This is a genomic window from Salmonella sp. SJTUF14076 (assembly GCF_015534835.1).
Taxonomy (GTDB): Bacteria; Pseudomonadota; Gammaproteobacteria; order Enterobacterales; family Enterobacteriaceae; genus Salmonella; species Salmonella enterica.
The window spans coordinates 1,255,782-1,274,543 of record NZ_CP064674.1 but is presented as its reverse complement, the minus strand read 5'-3'; the positions used below and the strand labels follow the sequence as shown (position 1 = coordinate 1,274,543).

Below are 18,762 nucleotides of genomic sequence, written 5' to 3'. Positions count from 1 at the left end.
AGGGATTATTTATTGTCTTTACCGACATGCAGAATGGCGAGGAACGCCTCCTGAGGCAGCTCGACGTTACCGATCTGCTTCATGCGTTTCTTACCTTCTTTCTGTTTCTGCAGCAGTTTTTTCTTACGACTGATATCACCGCCGTAGCACTTCGCCAGCACGTTTTTACGTAACTGTTTTACCGTCGAACGGGCAATAATATGCGTACCAATCGCCGCCTGAATCGCGATATCAAACTGCTGACGTGGGATCAAATCTTTCATCTTCTCCACCAGCTCGCGACCACGGCTTTGCGAGTTATCACGGTGCGTGATCAGCGCCAGCGCATCGACACGCTCGTTGTTGATTAACACATCAACACGCACCATATCGGAAGCCTGGAAGCGCTTGAAGTTATAATCCAGAGACGCATAGCCGCGCGACGTTGATTTCAGACGGTCAAAGAAGTCGAGCACCACTTCCGCCATCGGGATTTCATAGGTCAACGCGACCTGGTTACCGTGATATACCATGTTAGTTTGTACGCCGCGTTTCTCAATACACAGCGTAATAACGTTACCTAAATAGGCTTGTGGTAACAGCATATGACACTCGGCGATAGGCTCGCGCAGTTCATAAATGTTATTCAACGGCGGCAGCTTGGAGGGGCTATCAACATAGATAGTCTCTTTCGCCGTTGTTTCTACTTCATAAACCACGGTCGGCGCAGTGGTGATCAGATCCAGATCGTATTCGCGTTCCAGACGCTCCTGAATGATCTCCATGTGCAACAGGCCGAGGAAGCCGCAGCGGAAACCAAAGCCCAGCGCCGAGGAGCTTTCCGGTTCATAAAACAGTGAGGCATCGTTCAGGCTCAGCTTGCCGAGCGCGTCGCGGAAACTTTCATAATCGTCGGAGCTGACCGGGAACAGACCTGCATAGACCTGCGGTTTCACCTTCTTAAAGCCCGGCAACGCTTTTTCCGCTGGGTTACGCGCTGAGGTTAAAGTATCGCCAACCGGCGCGCCGAGGATATCTTTAATGGCGCAGACCAGCCAGCCTACTTCGCCGCACTTCAGCTCGGTACGATCAACCTGTTTCGGCGTGAAAATCCCCAGGCGGTCAGCGTTGTAGGTCTGCCCGGTGCTCATCACTTTAATTTTGTCGCCTTTACGCATGGTGCCGTTTTTAATACGCACCAGCGATACCACGCCCAGGTAGTTATCGAACCAGGAGTCAATAATCAGCGCCTGCAGCGGGCCGTCCGGATCGCCTTGCGGCGGCGGGATATCGCGCACCAGGCGTTCCAGAACATCCGTCACGCCGACACCCGTTTTGGCGGAGCAGCGTACCGCATCCGTCGCATCGATGCCGACAATGTCTTCAATTTCTTCCGCCACACGCTCCGGATCGGCGGCCGGCAGGTCAATCTTGTTAAGCACCGGCACCACTTCAAGATCCATTTCCATCGCGGTGTAGCAGTTCGCCAACGTTTGCGCTTCTACGCCCTGGCCGGCATCCACCACCAGCAGCGCGCCCTCGCAGGCGGCTAACGAACGGGAAACTTCATAGGAAAAGTCAACGTGTCCCGGCGTGTCGATAAAGTTCAGTTGATAAGTTTCACCATCAGACGCTTTAAAATCCAGCGTCACACTCTGGGCTTTAATAGTAATACCGCGCTCACGCTCAAGATCCATCGAATCAAGTACCTGAGCTTCCATTTCACGGTCAGACAGGCCACCGCAGATCTGGATAATACGGTCAGACAGCGTCGATTTACCGTGGTCAATGTGAGCAATGATCGAAAAGTTACGTATGTTCTTCATAGAGATAAATTATTATGCCTTACGCCTGGTTGACCAGACTTTAGAGGTCGCTGTTCTGAGCTTAACGTCTGTTTTAACTGAAACGCCGCATTCTACACTACAACGCTAAGGCGAGGAAATGTTCATAGTGTAAGGAGAGCGGGAACTGGAAAACGCCTCGCTTTTTTCCTGTAAAACACCGCAACGCAGGAAAAGCGAATGCTTATCGGGACAACAACCCAACGCGGCAGGTGTACCGTTGGGCAAAACGTTTACTGGCGCGTTTCGATTGAGGTAGTTTCGACGCGAACAAGGTCCGGCGGGAGGGCAACGTTTAAAATCACCGGCTGCCAGGCGTCGCGCTCCGCCAGTTTTCGGGAATAGCCGCGGGCAACCAGAAAACCGCCCACGCCGCCCAGCACGGCCCCGCTTAATGCGGCAAGGTCAGATCCAAACAGCATCTGAAAAAGCGCCGCACAAAGAAATAGCCCTGCTAAAGGCGACATATAGACCAGCAACGCCGAACCTAAAAGGCTTTTTTCGGCGATGCCCAACTCGACTTTCTGCCCCGGCGCCAGCGGCTCCGCGCTTGGCACAACAATGGTATGCGTGGTTTGCGGCCCTAATTTATTCAGCACGCGACTGCCGCATCCCGCACGGGAGGCGCAGCTGCTGCATGACGCTTTAACGTCGCAGCTCACCACCGCCTGACCATTCTGCCAGGAGATAACGGTTGCCCACTCTTTAATCATTGTACTGCCCTGAATTTGATACTGTCGGCAATGCGCTTCGCCGTTTGCGGCGGAAGCTCGCCGACAATGGTGATTTCCGCGTTGTCGCGAACGCTGCTATAAACCGTTCGGCGCCCGGTGCGCAGCATCTGATCGCTGCTGTTTTGCGTCGCCCGGTTCACATTGACGGAAAAGCTAAACAGACCGTCAGAATAAAGCCGCGATTCGATAGGCAGGTTATCCATCGTCGGCAACGGACGACGGCTGCTGGAAACTTCGCTAAAGCCTTGCGGCACCCAGGATGGACTCCAGTTAAATTTCGTTTTTTCGCCACCGGGAACAGAAAGCAGCGGCGGCAGATTCGCCTTCGCCAGCGCCTGCATGTTGCTGCCGATATCCTGACTCACCGTGAACGCAATAACGCGGAACTGCTCCAGCGTCTCGCCATCGCGATCCAGAAGATCAACGCGCATCGGTAGTTTGGTGTCCATGTCCATCCAGACGATATAGCTGTAACGCGTACCATCGCGCGCCACAACGCGGATAACTTCGCACAATCTGTCTGCGATACGGGTGCGACCGACGGAAATAAAGTCGTAGTAAGGCGCCAGGCGCTTGAAATCGGTGTAAATCAGGGAAGGCAGAGAATCGACAATATAATCACCGTTCAGGGTGAACGGCTCAAGGCCCGGTTCAAAATAACTGATTTCATTACCACGCTGTACGACCTCCCGGCGGGGACCGTCCAACTGTAGCAATTGCGCAAGCGGGCGACTATCCAGGCGTGCGTGTCGATAACGCAGAGATTCAACGCCTTGTTTCGTGATGCTGACGAATGACAGCTCGTAATTCAGTGACTGACTGGCGATGTTCATCTGCTGCAATAACGCCCCGGACGCAGGGTCGGCCGAGGCGTTTACTGAGAAGAACAGGCTAGCCGCCACAAGGGACATGGCAAACCAAAGTTGCTTCATTACTGCGATTGCGTTCCTAAAGTTTGGATTCCTGGCACCTGTACCGCGGCTTGCTGGGTTTGCGCCTGCTCAAACTGAAGCTGTTCGGAGTGCAGTCGGCGCTGCAGTTCATAGTCCTGCAACATGGCATTAATGCGACGACGCTGCTCCTGTACCTGCTGTTGCTGACTGCCGACAGGCGCTGCTTCAGAAGGCACTCCCAGACTTACCGGGCTGGCTTTCCCCATCATAGGCAGGGTATTGAAAACCGGCGTTTCAGGTTGTTGGGATGTTTCAGATTGCCCATTATAGTGCTGGACACCGACGATAACTGCAAGTGAAACGCACGCCGCCACGCCCATTTGGGTAAGCTGCGCCGCCCACGGACGCACTTTTTTCCAGAACGGCATTTTCTGCCATTGCTGCGGAGCGGGTTGGGCCTCAGGGATTAATGGCGACACCTGACGTACTGGCTCGTTTTCAATAGCGGCCATCACGCGAGCGGATATATCGAAATGGAGAACGTCAGGCGTATCCCCCCGCATTGAATCGCGGATCAGGTGATAACTCTCCCAGGTTTTCTGCATTTCCGGGTCGTGCGTAAGCGCTTTGAGCAGCTCACTATCCAACGTTTCGCCATCCATCAAAGCGGAAAGTTTTTCTTTCTGCATGCCTAATACCTTTTCCAGTATCCCGCTATCGTCAACGCCTGATAAGCGGTTGAACTTTATTATCAATAGCTTCCCGCGCCCGGAAGATACGTGAACGCACCGTCCCCACCGGGCAATCCATGATAGCCGCTATCTCTTCATAGCTCAGGCCATCCAGCTCCCGTAAGGTGATTGCCATACGTAAATCTTCCGGGAGGGACTCAATAGTTCGGAAAACTATCTGTCTCAGTTCTTCTGACAACATTAAGTTCTCAGGGTTCGAAATTTCTTTCAGCGCGCCGCCGCTTTCAAAGTTTTCTGCTTCAATCGCGTCTACATCACTGGAAGGCGGACGACGCCCCTGAGCAACCAGGTAGTTCTTCGCGGTATTGACCGCAATGCGATACAACCAGGTATAAAAAGCGCTATCCCCCCGGAAAGAATCCAGCGCGCGATAGGCCTTAATAAATGATTCCTGTACGACATCGGGAACGTCGCCCGATGGCACATAGCGGGAAACCAGACTCGCCACTTTATGCTGGTAGCGCACTACCAGTAAGTTAAAGGCTTTCTGATCTCCCTTCTGGACCCGTTCAACCAGGACCTGGTCCGTTAACTGCTCGCTCATCCGAGGTAATGTCTCCCCAAACCAAATTTCCACGCGCTTTCGAAACGCCACTCCATAAGCCGCACTATGAGCAAGCAACAGGTTAGAGTGTCTATGTTTCGTAAAGTTCCGTTACGCATTTGTTTTTGTTTGTCATGTTGTAGACAGGTCTTATCTTCCATTATAAGTCTACAGATGCTGAACAACGCACTATCTGTACAGAAATGCCCATTTCGTCGTGTGCAGAGTAACCTAACAGCATCTTTATTTCACTACAAAATCCGACGCTAACACCCTGCCCTATAAAATATTTTTTGCCGTTTATCTCTCGCCGTATTTTTATTTTATGTTTAATAAGCACAACACCAGCGAAATCACAACGTGCTTTTTAGCGCCATATAGTGCTAATCTGCCGCAACCATGTTTAGTAAATTAAACAAGAACCATGATGACAACTCCTGAACTGTCCTGTGATGTGTTAATTATCGGCAGCGGCGCGGCCGGACTCTCGCTGGCGCTGCGTCTGGCTGAAAAACATAAGGTTATCGTCCTGAGTAAAGGGCCGGTGAGCGAGGGCTCCACGTTTTATGCGCAGGGCGGTATTGCCGCCGTGTTTGATGAAACCGACAGTATTGCGTCGCATGTCGAAGATACGCTGATTGCCGGCGCCGGAATTTGCGATCGCCACGCGGTGGAGTTTGTCGCCAGCAACGCCCGTACCTGCGTGCAGTGGCTTATCGATCAGGGCGTGCTGTTTGATACGCATGTCCAGCCAAACGGCAAGGAGAGCTATCATCTCACGCGTGAAGGCGGCCATAGTCATCGCCGTATCCTTCATGCCGCCGACGCTACCGGAAAGGAAGTCGAAACCACATTGGTCAGTCGGGCGCAAAATCATCCTAATATTCAGGTGCTGGAACGCAGCAACGCCGTTGATTTAATTATCTCCGATAAAATGGGTCTGCCGGGGCCTCGCCGGGTCGTCGGCGCCTGGATCTGGAATCGCAATAAAGAGTGGGTTGAAACCTGTCATGCGAAGTCGGTGGTGCTGGCGACCGGTGGCGCCTCAAAGGTTTATCAATATACCACTAACCCGGATATTTCCTCCGGCGACGGTATCGCGATGGCCTGGCGCGCGGGCTGTCGGGTCGCTAATCTGGAATTTAACCAGTTTCATCCCACCGCCCTTTATCATCCGCAGGCGCGTAATTTTCTCCTTACCGAAGCGCTGCGCGGCGAAGGCGCATACCTTAAACGTCCGGACGGTTCACGGTTTATGCCGGACGTTGACGAACGCGGCGAACTGGCGCCGCGCGATATTGTCGCCCGCGCGATTGACCATGAGATGAAACGACTCGGCGCAGACTGTATGTTTCTCGATATCAGCCACAAGCCTGACGATTTTGTCCGCCAGCACTTCCCGATGATCTATGCGAAACTGCTCGATTTGGGGATGGATTTAACCAAAGAACCGATTCCCGTTGTTCCTGCCGCGCACTATACCTGCGGCGGCGTAGTCGTCGATGATTATGGTCGTACCGATATAGACGGCTTATATGCCATTGGCGAAGTCAGTTACACCGGCCTGCACGGCGCTAACCGTATGGCGTCCAACTCGTTGCTGGAATGCTTAGTGTACGGCTGGTCCGCAGCAATGGATATCGACAGGCGAATGCCTTCTGTCCATAGCGTTGACGCCCTTCCCGCCTGGGATGAAAGCCGCGTGGAGAACGCCGATGAGCGGGTGGTGATTCAGCATAACTGGCATGAACTGCGCCTGCTGATGTGGGACTATGTGGGGATTGTGCGCACGACGAAACGGCTGGAGCGCGCCCTACGGCGTATTACCATGTTGCAACAAGAGATTGACGAGTATTACGCCAACTTTCGCGTCTCGAATAATTTACTGGAGCTGCGCAATCTGGTGCAAGTGGCCGAACTGATTGTGCGTTGCGCGATGATGCGTAAAGAGAGCCGGGGGCTGCACTTTACGCTGGATTATCCGCAACAACTGGCTGAATCAGGCCCATCGATCCTTTCGCCGTTAACGCCTCACATAAACAGATAAAATGCCTGGGTCAGCGCCGTATAACTTTCAGAATAATGCTGGTCTGACCCGCGAATTACTAATCTGTCGCTAAAGCACTCCCCGGCTTGCGGGGAGAATGCGAGCAAAACCCGGTGCGGCAAGCGCGCTTCGTTTTCCGCAACGTCAGTACGTAACCGCAAATGCCATCCCATGTTGAGCGCTTGCTGCGTAAAAGCGTTACCTATTTGTTCCGGCAAGACTACGCAAAAAAAGCCGTCTTCGGTAATACAATCCGCCGCAATAGCCAATAACGTCTGGTGATCCAGCGTAGCGGTGTAACGCGCCTGCTCCCGCTGCGGCGTGGCGCATTCCACACCGGGTTCGTAATAAGGCGGGTTGCTGATAATAAGATCAAAGCGTACCGTCTGGCGAGGCGCCCAACACTGAATATCATCAGTATGCACTGTTATTCGATGCGGCCAGGGAGAGTGAGCAACGTTTTCCTGCGCTTGCATGGCAGCCCCGGCATCCAGTTCCACGGCGTCAATAGGCACATTGTCATCCGTCCGCTGCGCCAGCATTAACGCCAGCAGACCGCTTCCAGTACCGATATCCAGAATTCGCTTTACATCCGCGACCGGCGCCCACGCCCCGAGTAAAATACCGTCAGTTCCCACTTTCATCGCACACCGATCGTGTGCGACAAAAAACTGTTTAAACGTAAATCCGTTACGACGAAGAGCGGAGCCAGACTGAGACATGTAAAAACAACCTTGCAAAAAACGGCGACAGCGCCGGGTGAAAACAATACCTGAGAAGGGATATCCATACAAACAGATGAAGATTGCGGCCGTAACGTCTATAATCAGCGCCCCACACAGAGGTAGAACATGACTGTAACGACTTTTTCCGAACTTGAACTCGACGAAAGCCTGCTGGATGCCCTCCAGGATAAAGGTTTCACTCGCCCGACCGCCATTCAGGCTGCCGCCATTCCGCCTGCGCTCGATGGCCGTGATGTACTCGGTTCTGCGCCGACAGGCACCGGTAAAACGGCGGCATATCTGCTGCCGGCGTTGCAGCACCTGCTCGACTTTCCGCGTAAAAAATCGGGGCCGCCGCGCATTCTGATCCTGACGCCAACCCGCGAACTGGCAATGCAGGTTGCCGATCACGCTCGTGAACTGGCTAAGCATACTCATCTGGATATCGCCACGATTACCGGCGGCGTGGCCTATATGAACCATGCTGAAGTGTTTAGCGAAAACCAGGATATCGTGGTCGCCACGACGGGCCGTCTGCTGCAATATATAAAAGAAGAGAACTTTGACTGCCGGGCGGTTGAAACACTGATCCTTGACGAAGCTGACCGGATGCTCGACATGGGCTTCGCTCAGGACATTGAACATATCGCTGGTGAGACCCGCTGGCGTAAACAAACGATGCTGTTCTCCGCCACGCTGGAAGGCGATGCGATTAAAGATTTTGCCGAGCGCCTGCTGGAAGACCCGGTTGAGGTTTCCGCCAATCCGTCAACCCGCGAGCGTAAGAAAATTCACCAGTGGTACTACCGTGCCGACAATTTCGAACATAAAGTTGCGCTGTTGAAGCACCTGCTAAAACAAGACGATGCAACCCGTTCTATCGTGTTTGTACGTAAACGTGAACGCGTCCATGAATTGGCTGAAACGCTGCGTCTGGCAGGGATCAACAATTGCTATCTTGAAGGTGAGATGGCGCAGATCAAACGTAACGAAGGTATTAAGCGTCTCACCGACGGTCGCGTTAACGTGCTGGTCGCGACCGACGTCGCGGCACGCGGGATTGATATTCCTGACGTCAGCCACGTCATTAACTTCGACATGCCGCGCAGTGGCGATACCTATCTGCATCGCATTGGTCGTACAGGCCGTGCTGGCCGCAAAGGCACTGCAATCTCGCTGGTAGAAGCCCACGACCATCTGTTGCTGCTGAAAATCGGTCGCTACATCGAAGAGCCGCTAAAAGCGCGCATCATTGATGAGCTTCGCCCGACCACGCGTGCGCCTAGCGAAAAGTTGACCGGCAAACCGTCGAAAAAAGTGCTGGCGAAACGCGCCGAGAAGAAAAAAGAGAAAGAAAAAGAGAAGCCGCGCGTGAAGAAACGTCACCGCGATACAAAAAATATCGGTAAACGCCGCAAGCCAAGCGGTACGAAAATGCAGGAGCCATCCAGCGAAGAGTAATAATAATGCCGGGTTCGTTAACCCGGCATTTTTTTATCTTCCACGGTAAAACACGCCTCCATACACTGCATAAATATCTGCATTGCCGGGCTGACCGCTTTCCCGGCATGATGGGCGCACAGCGCCATGATCGATAGCGACGGCGCGCCAAACGGCAGCTCTTTCAACTGACCGGTACTAAGTTCTCGTTCAACGGCAAAACGTGGTAAAAAGCTGATGCCCAGGTTAGCAGCCACACACTGTTTAATGCTTTCAATACTCCACAGTTCAATGGTGTTCTCCAGCGTAATCCGCCTCTGCCGTAGCGTACTTTCAAACAGCTGGCGGAAGACACATTGCGGTTCATTGATGATGAAACTACAGGGGATATGCTGATCTGGCTGCGTAAAATCAGCATTCTGTAGCAGTGGAGAGGCCACCAGCGCCAGCGACTGCTCCCCCAGTTGCTGCATCGTGAGCGCGTCATCATTACCTACGCGATAAAAAACGCCCAGATCGACCTCGTCATTCAGCAACGCATCACGTATCACATAGCAATTCAGCGATTGTAGCGACAATCTGACATTCGGCGCTCGCAGCTTAAAACGTTGTAAAACCTGCGGCATTTTGTACGCCAGTAAGGTTTCACCTGTCGCCACGCGCAGCTCTCCGCCGGGTTCCGCATCCTGCCTTGCGGCTTCACGAATCGACTCCATCACACGCGTCAGTTCATGGATATGCGGCATCAGCTTTTTCCCCTCATTGGTCAGGCACATTCGGCGCCCTATTTTCTCGAACAGTTGCAGGGAAAACTCACGTTCAAGCTGTTGAATATGAAAAGTTACCGTCGACTGAGTACAGCACAGCTTTTGCGAAGCCCGCAGAAACGAGCCCTCTTCCACTACCGTTTTCAGCGTAATAAACCGACGCAGATCCATAACCACCAACCTATCGAAAATCTCGAATTCAGAATTAAAAAACATTCATTTTTTTAAATATTTCATATCGGGTACTGTCTGCTAAAACAGAGGAGATGACAAGTGGCACCGATGCTTTTAAGCGCTTTCTGGACTTATACATTAATCACCGCCCTTACCCCCGGCCCTAACAATATTCTCGCGCTTAGCGCAGCAACTGCACATGGTTTTCGGCAGAGTATTCGTGTACTGGCAGGTATGAGTCTGGGATTTTTGGTCGTCATGCTGCTGTGCGCCGGGATCGCGTTTTCCCTTGCGGTTATCGATCCGGCAATCATTCATTTGCTCAGTTGGGTGGGGGCTGCGTATATCCTGTGGCTGGCGTGGAAAATTGCCACCAGTCCAGCGGCGGATGAGAAGGTCAGACCAAAACCGGTTGGCTTTTGGGTAAGCTTTGGCCTGCAGTTTGTGAACGTCAAAATTATTCTGTACGGCATTACCGCTCTGTCTACATTTGTTTTACCGCAAACGCAGGCGCTGAACTGGGTCATCGGCGTCAGTATATTGCTGGCATTGATCGGCACGTTCGGTAATGTGTGTTGGGCGCTGGCGGGACATCTGTTTCAGCGGGCGTTTCGCCATTATGGTCGCCAGTTAAATATCATTCTGGCGTTACTGCTGGTGTACTGCGCGGTGCGGATTTTTTACTGACCCAAATAAAACAAAAGCGGAAAAGGCCCGGCCTCTTCCGCTTGTTATTACCGGATAAGCCTTACAGGCTTTCGGTAAAGGTACGAGCGATAACGTCGCGCTGCTGTTCCGGCGTCAGGGAGTTAAAACGCACCGCATAACCAGAAACACGAATAGTCAGCTGCGGGTATTTTTCCGGATGCTTAACCGCGTCTTCCAGAGTTTCACGACGCAGAACGTTAACGTTCAGATGCTGACCGCCTTCAACGCGTACTTCCGGTTTAACTTCCATCGGAATTTCACGGTATTCAATCTCGCCCAGTTTGCTGACAGCCACAACTTCATCTTCAGCAAAGCCGGATTTTGCAACGATGCAGCGCGCTTCGCCTTTTTCGCTGTCCAGCAGCCAGAAGGAATTCAGCAGGTCGTCGTTAGCGGCTTTAGTAATCTGGATACCTGTAATCATGTGATGCCTCCCCAGGCAAAATTATTTGATTTCGGTCGGCCTAATCCCGGCCAATTGGTAAAACCATTGTTGCTTGAGTGTATATATACCCTTCGATCACCCTTCATTCTTTGATTTAAATCAATAAAAACCACACCATAAAAAGGGTAATGAAGGGAATTTATTGTTTTACATCAACTTACACCATTCAGACCTATAAACTTTTTACATAAATTTTCAACTATCTTTTGTAGGTAACCGTTTTTGTAGCACGCAGGATTTTGCACTGCAGAAAGAAGCAGTTAAGCTAAGGGAACTGGAAATTCGCAGGAGAGCGAGATGGCGACTGAGTTAACCTGGCACGATGTGCTGGCTGATGAGAAACAGCAACCTTACTTTATCAATACGCTTCACACTGTTGCTGGCGAGCGTCAGTCGGGTATCACGGTCTACCCGCCGCAAAAAGATGTGTTTAACGCCTTTCGCTTCACGGAACTGGGCGACGTTAAGGTGGTGATCCTGGGACAAGATCCTTACCACGGCCCCGGCCAGGCACATGGTCTGGCGTTTTCCGTGCGCCCTGGGATCGCTCCCCCGCCGTCATTAGTGAATATGTACAAAGAGCTGGAAGCCTCCATTCCCGGCTTTGTTCGCCCCGCGCACGGTTATCTGGAAAGCTGGGCGCGCCAGGGCGTACTGTTACTGAATACGGTGCTCACGGTACGGGCAGGCCAGGCGCACTCTCATGCCAGCCTGGGGTGGGAAACTTTTACGGATAAAGTGATAAGCCTGATTAACCAACACCGCGAAGGGGTCGTCTTCTTGCTGTGGGGCTCGCACGCCCAGAAGAAAGGCGCGATTATTGATCCACAGCGCCACCATATTCTGAAAGCTCCGCATCCCTCGCCACTCTCTGCGCACCGCGGATTTTTTGGCTGTAACCATTTTGCGCTAACGAACCAATGGCTGGAACAACACGGCGAGAAAACTATCGACTGGACGCCAGTATTACCGGCTGAGAGTGAATAACGTTGGCGACTCGCCGTTTTATCGCCCGGATAACGGCGCGAAAGCGCCTTGTCTGACCGGGCGGTAGGAAGTACATCATTGGCCCGGCGCGCGTTGCGTCACCGGGCTGCAGCCCTTACGCTTTATTCTGTCGCCACCACTCGGCGAGCAGTACGCCTGTCGCAACCGACACATTCAGGCTTTCCACGTTCCCGGTGCCGTTAATTTTCACGCACAGATCGTCGGGTTCGCGCGCCGCTTCCGGCAGGTAGTCATATTCACGGCCTAAGACCAGCACCATCTTTTCCGGCAGGGTCGTACTAAAGAGCGCCTGACCGCGATCGCTGGACGTCGTCACCACGGTGTACCCCGCCTGACGAAAATCATCCAGTACGTCAACAATGCTTTCACCAGTGATCGGCTGGACATGCTCCGCCCCGCCTTCCGCAGTACGAATCGCCGCGCCGGACTCCAGCAACGCCGCATCCTGTACCACCACGCCTTTCACGCCGAAGTGCGCGCAGCTACGCATCATGCCGCCCAGATTATGCGGGTTAGCGACATCTTCCAACGCCAGCACGCAGTCTTGATCCGCCGCCTGCTTTACCCATTGCTTAACGGTCGTACCGTTACGCTTTTTAATCAGGAAACACACGCCACCGTGGTGCTCAGTCCCGGAAGCTTTTGCCAGTTCGGCTTCATCCACCACATGGTAGGCTTTACGATTCGCCGCCATCCAGCGCAGCGCCTCTTTAAAACGCGGCGTTACGCTTTGGATAAACCATGCGCGCACGATGGCGTCAGGACGGCTCTGGAATAGCGCCTGGCAGGCATTTTCGCCGTAGACGCGTGTCTCTTCCGCACGCTGGCGACGCAAAACTTCAGGGTCGATAAAACTTTTACCGCTAATACCACCATGATCGACTTTTTCAGGCGTTTCATCGCCTGGCGCGCGGGACACGGTGCGCCACGGCGAAGTTTCATGTTTACGGTCACGGCTCTGATTATTTCGCTCATCACGGGCGGGGCGACGTCCACCGTCAGTGCGAGACTTTGCTGGGCGGCCTCCCCCTTTCCCGGTACGCGGGTTATGGGTGCGTTTATCAGAGTCATCATCACTACGGACATACATCACTTTGACTTTGCCGCTTTTGTTTTTTAATTCATCGTTCATGCTTTTCTCCACCAGCGCTGCGCGAAGCGCGAAGATTACCCGATGTGCATCCGGTTAGCCATGATTTCGTTTAAAAGCTTGCGACTATTGTACTCATTGAATAAAACACATTGTTGTTTAGCACAGACTCCTCGATAATATGTAACATTATAGAAACATCCCGCGCGTAGCGGGACGTCTTCCGACGTATTCAGAGGTTAGCTATGAACACCGTTTGTACCCATTGTCAGGCCATTAACCGCATCCCCGACGATCGGCTTCAGGACACGGCAAAATGTGGACGCTGCGGTCATGAGTTGTTTGACGGAGAAGTCATTAATGCGACCGGCGAAACGCTGGACAAACTGTTGAAGGACGATCTTCCAGTGGTGATCGACTTTTGGGCACCCTGGTGCGGCCCTTGCCGTAACTTTGCGCCAATCTTCGAGGATGTCGCAGAAGAGCGCAGCGGTAAAGTCCGTTTCGTCAAAGTAAATACCGAGGCGGAACGGGAACTCAGCGCCCGTTTCGGTATTCGCAGCATCCCGACGATTATGATTTTTAAACATGGACAGGTGGTCGATATGCTTAATGGCGCAGTGCCTAAAGCGCCTTTCGACAACTGGCTGAACGAAGCGCTGTAAACACCACGGGGCGCATCTTGTGCCCCGTTTTCACCTCTGCCACAATAGCGTTTTTCTCCGCAAACGCTTCCTATGACCAATAACGCTGTCCTTCAGTTACGCGCCGAACGGCTTGCGCGCGCTACACGCCCTTTTCTTGCCAGAGGCAATCGGGTTCGCCGCTGTCAACGCTGCCTGCTGCCGCTAAAATCTTGCCTGTGTGATACGTTAACGCCTTCTCAGGCGAAAAGCCGTTTTTGTCTGGTCATGTTTGACACTGAACCGATGAAACCCAGTAATACCGGCCGGCTGATAGCCGATATTTTGCCGGATACCGCGGCGTTTCAGTGGTCGCGTACCGAGCCGCCGCAGGCGTTGCTGGAGTTGGTACGGCATCCGGATTATCAGCCGATAGTGGTCTTTCCTGCGTCCTACGCCGGCGAAGCGCGCGAGGTCATTTCCACCCCGCCCGTCGGGAAACCGCCGCTGTTTATTATGCTGGACGGCACCTGGCCCGAAGCACGTAAAATGTTTCGTAAAAGCCCTTATCTGGATCATCTGCCGGTCATTTCCGTCGATTTATCGCGTCTTTCAGCTTATCGTCTGCGTGAAATCCATGCCGAAGGGCAATATTGCACCGCCGAAGTCGCGATAGCGTTGTTAGATCTGGCGGGAGATACCGAGGCGGCAACCAGTTTAGGTGAACATTTTACCCGTTTTAAAACGCGCTATCTGGCAGGAAAAACGCAACATCCGGGAAACGTCACAGCATAAAATAGCGAAAGCGTTTAAAATTATCCGGTCACTTCTGTGTAAGGGAAACCGGTATGAGCCAGCAAGGACTGGAAGCGCTACTGCGACCAAAATCGATCGCAGTGATTGGCGCATCAATGAAGCCCCACCGCGCGGGTTACCTGATGATGCGTAACTTGTTGGCGGGCGGATTCAATGGCCCCGTCCTTCCCGTGACGCCCGCCTGGAAAGCCGTTTTAGGCGTCATGGCCTGGCCGGATATCGCCAGTCTTCCTTTCACCCCCGATCTGGCTATTTTATGCACTAACGCCAGCCGTAACCTGGCGTTACTGGACGCGCTTGGCGCGAAAGGGTGTAAAACGTGCATTATCCTGTCTGCTCCCACGTCGCAACATGAAGAACTTCTTGCCTGTGCCCGGCATTATAAAATGCGTCTGCTGGGTCCAAACAGTCTTGGGCTCCTCGCGCCGTGGCAAGGGCTGAATGCCAGCTTTTCTCCCGTCCCGATTAAACAGGGCAAGCTCGCTTTTATTTCCCAGTCTGCCGCCGTTTCCAATACTATTCTTGACTGGGCGCAACAGCGTGAAATGGGCTTTTCCTACTTTATCGCGCTGGGCGATAGCCTGGATATTGATGTCGATGAACTACTGGACTATCTGGCGCGCGACAGCAAGACCAGCGCGATTTTGCTCTATCTGGAACAGTTAAGCGACGCCCGCCGTTTTGTTTCCGCCGCCCGTAGCGCTTCACGTAACAAACCGATTCTGGTGATTAAAAGCGGCCGAAGCCCGGCTGCCCAGCGTTTACTTAATACCAGCGCGGGAATGGACCCTGCGTGGGATGCGGCCATCCAGCGCGCAGGCCTGCTGCGAGTCCAGGATACGCACGAGCTTTTTTCCGCCGTCGAAACACTGAGCCATATGCGTCCGCTACGCGGCGACAGACTGATGATCATCAGCAATGGCGCCGCGCCTGCCGCGCTGGCGTTAGATGAGTTGTGGTCGCGTAACGGCAAGCTGGCGACGTTGAGCGAAGAGACCTGCCTGCAACTACGGCAGGCGCTTCCCGCGCACATTGATATTGCCAATCCGCTGGATCTGTGTGATGACGCCAGCAGCGAACATTACGTCAAAACGCTGGATATCCTGCTCGCCAGTCAGGATTTTGACGCGCTTATGGTTATCCACTCTCCCAGCGCTGCCGCGCCGGGTACGGAAAGCGCCCATGCCCTGATCGAGACGATTAAGCGCCACCCCAGAGGCAAGTTTGTTACGCTGCTGACAAACTGGTGCGGCGAGTTCTCGTCTCAGGAGGCAAGACGGCTATTCAGCGAAGCCGGATTACCAACCTACCGTACGCCGGAAGGCACGATTACCGCGTTTATGCATATGGTGGAATACCGGCGTAACCAGAAGCAACTGCGGGAAACGCCAGCGCTGCCGAGTAACCTGACGTCCAATACCGCTGAGGCGCATAATCTGTTACAGCGGGCGATTGCGGAAGGCGCCACCTCACTGGATACCCATGAAGTACAGCCGATTTTACACGCCTATGGGCTGCACACGCTCCCGACCTGGATTGCCAGCGACAGCGCTGAAGCGGTGCATATCGCCGAACAGATAGGCTATCCGGTAGCTCTCAAGCTGCGCTCGCCCGACATTCCGCATAAATCTGAAGTTCAGGGGGTCATGCTTTACCTGCGGACCGCAAGCGAGGTACAACAGGCCGCGAACGCCATTTTTGATCGTGTAAAGATGGCCTGGCCGCAAGCGCGGATTCACGGTTTGCTGGTACAAAGCATGGCTAACCGCGCCGGCGCGCAGGAGCTTCGTGTGGTGGTCGAGCACGATCCGGTGTTTGGTCCTTTGATTATGTTGGGTGAAGGCGGCGTAGAGTGGCGTCCGGAAGAGCAGGCTGTCGTCGCGCTGCCGCCGCTCAACATGAATCTGGCGCGCTATCTGGTGATTCAGGGCATTAAACAGCGGAAAATTCGCGCCCGTAGCGCGCTGCGTCCGCTGGATATTGTCGGTTTAAGCCAATTGCTGGTCCAGGTTTCAAACCTGATTGTCGACTGCCCGGAAATTCAGCGTCTGGATATCCATCCGCTGCTGGCTTCCGCCAGTGAGTTTACCGCGCTGGATGTGACGCTGGATATTGCCCCGTTTGATGGCGATAACGAAAGTCGACTTGCGGTACGCCCCTATCCCCACCAGCTTGAAGAGTGGGTGGAGATGAAAAATGGCGATCGCTGCCTGTTCCGTCCGATCCTGCCGGAAGATGAGCCCCAACTGCGACAATTCATCGCACAGGTCACCAAAGAGGATCTTTACTACCGTTATTTCAGCGAGATCAACGAATTCACCCATGAAGATTTAGCCAACATGACGCAGATCGACTACGATCGAGAAATGGCCTTTGTGGCCGTGAGGCGGATGGACAACGCTGAAGAGATCCTCGGCGTAACGCGCGCGATCTCCGATCCTGACAACGTAGATGCCGAGTTTGCCGTATTGGTGCGTTCAGATCTCAAAGGGTTGGGTTTAGGACGCCGTTTAATGGAGAAATTGATTGCCTATACTCGCGATCACGGATTGAAGCGGCTGAACGGTATTACGATGCCGAACAATCGCGGCATGGTCGCGCTGGCCAGAAAACTGGGATTTCAGGTCGATATTCAGCTCGACGAGGGCATCGTGGGATTGACGCTGAATCTGGCCAAATGTGATGAATCGTGAGTAATGTACTGGAAATGTTGACCACTTTAACGGGTACTGATGTTATTATTGCTCGCTTATGTCGTCTGCATAGCACAGAGGACCCTTCAATGAACAGAGAAGAAATGCACTGTGATGTTGTCAAAATTTAAGCGTAATAAACATCAACAACACCTTGCCCAACTCCCTAAGATTTCTCAGTCAGTTGATGATGTAGATTTCTTTTATACTCCTGCTACTTTTCGGGAGACACTGCTGGAGAAAATCGCCAGCGCGACGCAGCGTATTTGTATCGTTGCCCTGTATCTGGAACAGGACGATGGGGGTAAAGGTATACTCGACGCGCTCTATGCGGCTAAACGGCAGCGTCCTGAACTGGACGTGAGGGTGCTGGTCGACTGGCATCGCGCGCAACGCGGGCGCATTGGCGCAGCGGCCTCGAATACCAATGCAGACTGGTATTGCCGACTGGCGCAGGAAAACCCCGGCATTGATGTCCCGGTTTACGGCGTACCGATTAATACACGAGAAGCGCTTGGCGTACTGCATTTTAAAGGCTTTATCATTGATGATAGCGTCCTGTACAGCGGCGCCAGCCTGAACGATGTCTATCTCCATCAGCATGACAAATATCGCTACGATCGCTACCAGCTGATTCGCAATCGGCAAATGGCAGACATCATGTTTGACTGGGTGACGCAAAATCTGATGAATGGCCGTGGTGTGAATCGTCTGGATAATACCCAGCGGCCGAAAAGCCCGGAGATTAAAAACGATATCCGCTTATACCGTCAGGAGCTGCGTGATGCGTCATATCATTTTCAGGGTGACGCTAATGACGAGCAGCTCTCCGTTACGCCGCTGGTCGGGCTTGGAAAATCCAGTCTGCTGAACAAAACCATTTTCCATCTCATGCCCTGTGCGGAGCATAAGCTCACCATTTGTACCCCTTACTTCAATCTACCAGCGGTACTGGTGCGGAATATTATTCAGCTACTGCGCGACGGAAAGAAAGTCGAAATCATTGTTGGCGATAAAACCGCAAATGATTTTTACATTCCAGAAGATGAACCGTTCAAGATCATTGGCGCGCTGCCCTATCTCTATGAGATTAACCTGCGCCGCTTCCTGAGCCGTTTACAGTATTACGTCAATACCGATCAGCTTGTGGTGCGTCTGTGGAAAGATGACGACAATACCTATCATTTGAAAGGGATGTGGGTAGATGATAAATGGATGCTACTCACCGGCAACAATCTGAATCCTCGCGCCTGGCGTCTGGATCTGGAAAACGCCATTCTGATCCACGATCCTAAGCAGGAGCTTGCCCCTCAGCGGGAAAAAGAGCTGGAACTTATCCGAACGCACACAACCATCGTAAAACATTATCGTGACCTGCAGAGCATTGCCGACTATCCGATAAAAGTGCGTAAATTGATTCGCCGTCTGCGCCGGATCCGCATCGACAGATTAATTAGCCGTATCCTGTAATCGAAGCCCC

Annotated in this window: 18 protein-coding genes; 8 read left to right on the top strand and 10 right to left on the bottom strand. The window is 53.0% G+C overall.

Features of this window, described 5'->3' with window-relative positions:
- Window positions 1-5 precede the first annotated feature (5 nt).
- From lepA to rseD, 6 genes are all read right to left on the bottom strand, one after another.
- A complete protein-coding gene (gene lepA / locus HU143_RS06225; RefSeq protein ID WP_000790154.1) occupies window positions 6-1,805 on the bottom strand; it encodes a translation elongation factor 4 in 1,800 nt (599 codons plus the stop codon).
- Between the two features lie 251 nt (window positions 1,806-2,056).
- Complete coding sequence (gene rseC, locus HU143_RS06220) at window positions 2,057-2,536, bottom strand: SoxR-reducing system protein RseC (protein ID WP_000589049.1); 480 nt, start codon at window positions 2,534-2,536, stop codon at window positions 2,057-2,059.
- Window positions 2,533-3,489: a sigma-E factor regulatory protein RseB gene (gene rseB / locus HU143_RS06215; protein WP_000812021.1), complete on the bottom strand. Its 957-nt coding sequence runs from the start codon at window positions 3,487-3,489 to the stop codon at window positions 2,533-2,535. Before rseB ends, rseC begins: the two co-directional genes overlap by 4 nt.
- Window positions 3,489-4,139: an anti-sigma-E factor RseA gene (gene rseA, locus HU143_RS06210; protein WP_001168374.1), complete on the bottom strand. Its 651-nt coding sequence runs from the start codon at window positions 4,137-4,139 to the stop codon at window positions 3,489-3,491. Before rseA ends, rseB begins: the two co-directional genes overlap by 1 nt.
- 31 nt (window positions 4,140-4,170) lie before the next feature.
- On the bottom strand, window positions 4,171-4,746 hold the full coding sequence (rpoE, locus tag HU143_RS06205; RefSeq protein ID WP_000003307.1) for an RNA polymerase sigma factor RpoE: 576 nt from the start codon (window positions 4,744-4,746) through the stop codon (window positions 4,171-4,173).
- Window positions 4,743-4,907, bottom strand: a complete 165-nt coding sequence (gene rseD / locus HU143_RS06200) for a rpoE leader peptide RseD (protein WP_014344135.1) — start codon at window positions 4,905-4,907, stop codon at window positions 4,743-4,745. Before rseD ends, rpoE begins: the two co-directional genes overlap by 4 nt.
- Before the next feature lie 263 nt (window positions 4,908-5,170).
- Between rseD and nadB the strand changes: the two genes are divergently transcribed.
- A complete protein-coding gene (nadB, locus tag HU143_RS06195; RefSeq protein WP_023227280.1) occupies window positions 5,171-6,793 on the top strand; it encodes an L-aspartate oxidase in 1,623 nt (540 codons plus the stop codon).
- On the opposite strand, the gene trmN is transcribed toward nadB, so the two are convergent.
- Window positions 6,778-7,515: a tRNA(1)(Val) (adenine(37)-N(6))-methyltransferase TrmN gene (gene trmN / locus HU143_RS06190; protein ID WP_000083338.1), complete on the bottom strand. Its 738-nt coding sequence runs from the start codon at window positions 7,513-7,515 to the stop codon at window positions 6,778-6,780. The genes nadB and trmN overlap by 16 nt on opposite strands.
- A 129-nt stretch (window positions 7,516-7,644) precedes the next feature.
- Between trmN and srmB the strand changes: the two genes are divergently transcribed.
- Window positions 7,645-8,979 (top strand): ATP-dependent RNA helicase SrmB, encoded by a 1,335-nt coding sequence (gene srmB, locus HU143_RS06185; RefSeq protein WP_023227279.1) that lies wholly within the window; start codon window positions 7,645-7,647, stop codon window positions 8,977-8,979.
- 17 nt (window positions 8,980-8,996) lie between these two features.
- On the opposite strand, the gene HU143_RS06180 is transcribed toward srmB, so the two are convergent.
- On the bottom strand, window positions 8,997-9,896 hold the full coding sequence (locus HU143_RS06180; protein ID WP_023227278.1) for a LysR family transcriptional regulator: 900 nt from the start codon (window positions 9,894-9,896) through the stop codon (window positions 8,997-8,999).
- Window positions 9,897-9,998: 102 nt separating this feature from the next.
- Between HU143_RS06180 and eamB the strand changes: the two genes are divergently transcribed.
- The gene (eamB, locus tag HU143_RS06175) at window positions 9,999-10,586 is read left to right on the top strand and encodes a cysteine/O-acetylserine transporter (protein WP_023227277.1); all 588 of its coding nucleotides are present in this window, start codon (window positions 9,999-10,001) and stop codon (window positions 10,584-10,586) included.
- A 61-nt stretch (window positions 10,587-10,647) separates the two neighbouring features.
- On the opposite strand, the gene grcA is transcribed toward eamB, so the two are convergent.
- Window positions 10,648-11,031 (bottom strand): autonomous glycyl radical cofactor GrcA, encoded by a 384-nt coding sequence (gene grcA, locus HU143_RS06170; RefSeq protein WP_000627811.1) that lies wholly within the window; start codon window positions 11,029-11,031, stop codon window positions 10,648-10,650.
- A gap of 318 nt (window positions 11,032-11,349) precedes the next feature.
- Here grcA and ung point away from each other — a divergent pair, with 318 nt between their 5' ends.
- Window positions 11,350-12,039, top strand: coding sequence for a uracil-DNA glycosylase (gene ung / locus HU143_RS06165; protein ID WP_000179978.1), 690 nt, complete (start codon window positions 11,350-11,352; stop codon window positions 12,037-12,039).
- Between the two features lie 115 nt (window positions 12,040-12,154).
- On the opposite strand, the gene HU143_RS06160 is transcribed toward ung, so the two are convergent.
- Window positions 12,155-13,192: a tRNA/rRNA methyltransferase gene (locus HU143_RS06160; RefSeq protein WP_000997368.1), complete on the bottom strand. Its 1,038-nt coding sequence runs from the start codon at window positions 13,190-13,192 to the stop codon at window positions 12,155-12,157.
- A 203-nt stretch (window positions 13,193-13,395) separates the two neighbouring features.
- Here HU143_RS06160 and trxC point away from each other — a divergent pair, with 203 nt between their 5' ends.
- The 4 genes from trxC (at window position 13,396) to pssA (ending at window position 18,752) form a co-directional block, all read left to right on the top strand.
- A complete protein-coding gene (gene trxC / locus HU143_RS06155; protein WP_023227276.1) occupies window positions 13,396-13,815 on the top strand; it encodes a thioredoxin TrxC in 420 nt (139 codons plus the stop codon).
- 72 nt (window positions 13,816-13,887) lie between these two features.
- Window positions 13,888-14,568 (top strand): tRNA-uridine aminocarboxypropyltransferase, encoded by a 681-nt coding sequence (tapT, locus tag HU143_RS06150; RefSeq protein ID WP_023227275.1) that lies wholly within the window; start codon window positions 13,888-13,890, stop codon window positions 14,566-14,568.
- 53 nt (window positions 14,569-14,621) lie between these two features.
- Window positions 14,622-17,282: a protein lysine acetyltransferase gene (gene pat, locus HU143_RS06145; protein WP_000082642.1), complete on the top strand. Its 2,661-nt coding sequence runs from the start codon at window positions 14,622-14,624 to the stop codon at window positions 17,280-17,282.
- Window positions 17,283-17,396: 114 nt separating this feature from the next.
- Window positions 17,397-18,752, top strand: coding sequence for a CDP-diacylglycerol--serine O-phosphatidyltransferase (pssA, locus tag HU143_RS06140; RefSeq protein WP_000949286.1), 1,356 nt, complete (start codon window positions 17,397-17,399; stop codon window positions 18,750-18,752).
- The last annotated feature ends 10 nt before the right edge of the window (window positions 18,753-18,762 follow it).

Bases quoted from the DNA above. Each gene is read 5' to 3' on its own strand.
- lepA (WP_000790154.1), bottom strand. From the start codon at position 1,805: ATGAAGAACATACGTAACTTTTCGATCATTGCTCACATTGACCACGGT.
- rseC (WP_000589049.1), bottom strand. From the start codon at position 2,536: ATGATTAAAGAGTGGGCAACCGTTATCTCCTGGCAGAATGGTCAGGCG.
- rseB (WP_000812021.1), bottom strand. From the start codon at position 3,489: ATGAAGCAACTTTGGTTTGCCATGTCCCTTGTGGCGGCTAGCCTGTTC.
- rseA (WP_001168374.1), bottom strand. From the start codon at position 4,139: ATGCAGAAAGAAAAACTTTCCGCTTTGATGGATGGCGAAACGTTGGAT.
- rpoE (WP_000003307.1), bottom strand. From the start codon at position 4,746: ATGAGCGAGCAGTTAACGGACCAGGTCCTGGTTGAACGGGTCCAGAAG.
- rseD (WP_014344135.1), bottom strand. From the start codon at position 4,907: ATGGAAGATAAGACCTGTCTACAACATGACAAACAAAAACAAATGCGT.
- nadB (WP_023227280.1), top strand. From the start codon at position 5,171: ATGATGACAACTCCTGAACTGTCCTGTGATGTGTTAATTATCGGCAGC.
- trmN (WP_000083338.1), bottom strand. From the start codon at position 7,515: ATGTCTCAGTCTGGCTCCGCTCTTCGTCGTAACGGATTTACGTTTAAA.
- srmB (WP_023227279.1), top strand. From the start codon at position 7,645: ATGACTGTAACGACTTTTTCCGAACTTGAACTCGACGAAAGCCTGCTG.
- HU143_RS06180 (WP_023227278.1), bottom strand. From the start codon at position 9,896: ATGGATCTGCGTCGGTTTATTACGCTGAAAACGGTAGTGGAAGAGGGC.
- grcA (WP_000627811.1), bottom strand. From the start codon at position 11,031: ATGATTACAGGTATCCAGATTACTAAAGCCGCTAACGACGACCTGCTG.
- ung (WP_000179978.1), top strand. From the start codon at position 11,350: ATGGCGACTGAGTTAACCTGGCACGATGTGCTGGCTGATGAGAAACAG.
- HU143_RS06160 (WP_000997368.1), bottom strand. From the start codon at position 13,192: ATGAACGATGAATTAAAAAACAAAAGCGGCAAAGTCAAAGTGATGTAT.
- trxC (WP_023227276.1), top strand. From the start codon at position 13,396: ATGAACACCGTTTGTACCCATTGTCAGGCCATTAACCGCATCCCCGAC.
- tapT (WP_023227275.1), top strand. From the start codon at position 13,888: ATGACCAATAACGCTGTCCTTCAGTTACGCGCCGAACGGCTTGCGCGC.
- pat (WP_000082642.1), top strand. From the start codon at position 14,622: ATGAGCCAGCAAGGACTGGAAGCGCTACTGCGACCAAAATCGATCGCA.
- pssA (WP_000949286.1), top strand. From the start codon at position 17,397: ATGTTGTCAAAATTTAAGCGTAATAAACATCAACAACACCTTGCCCAA.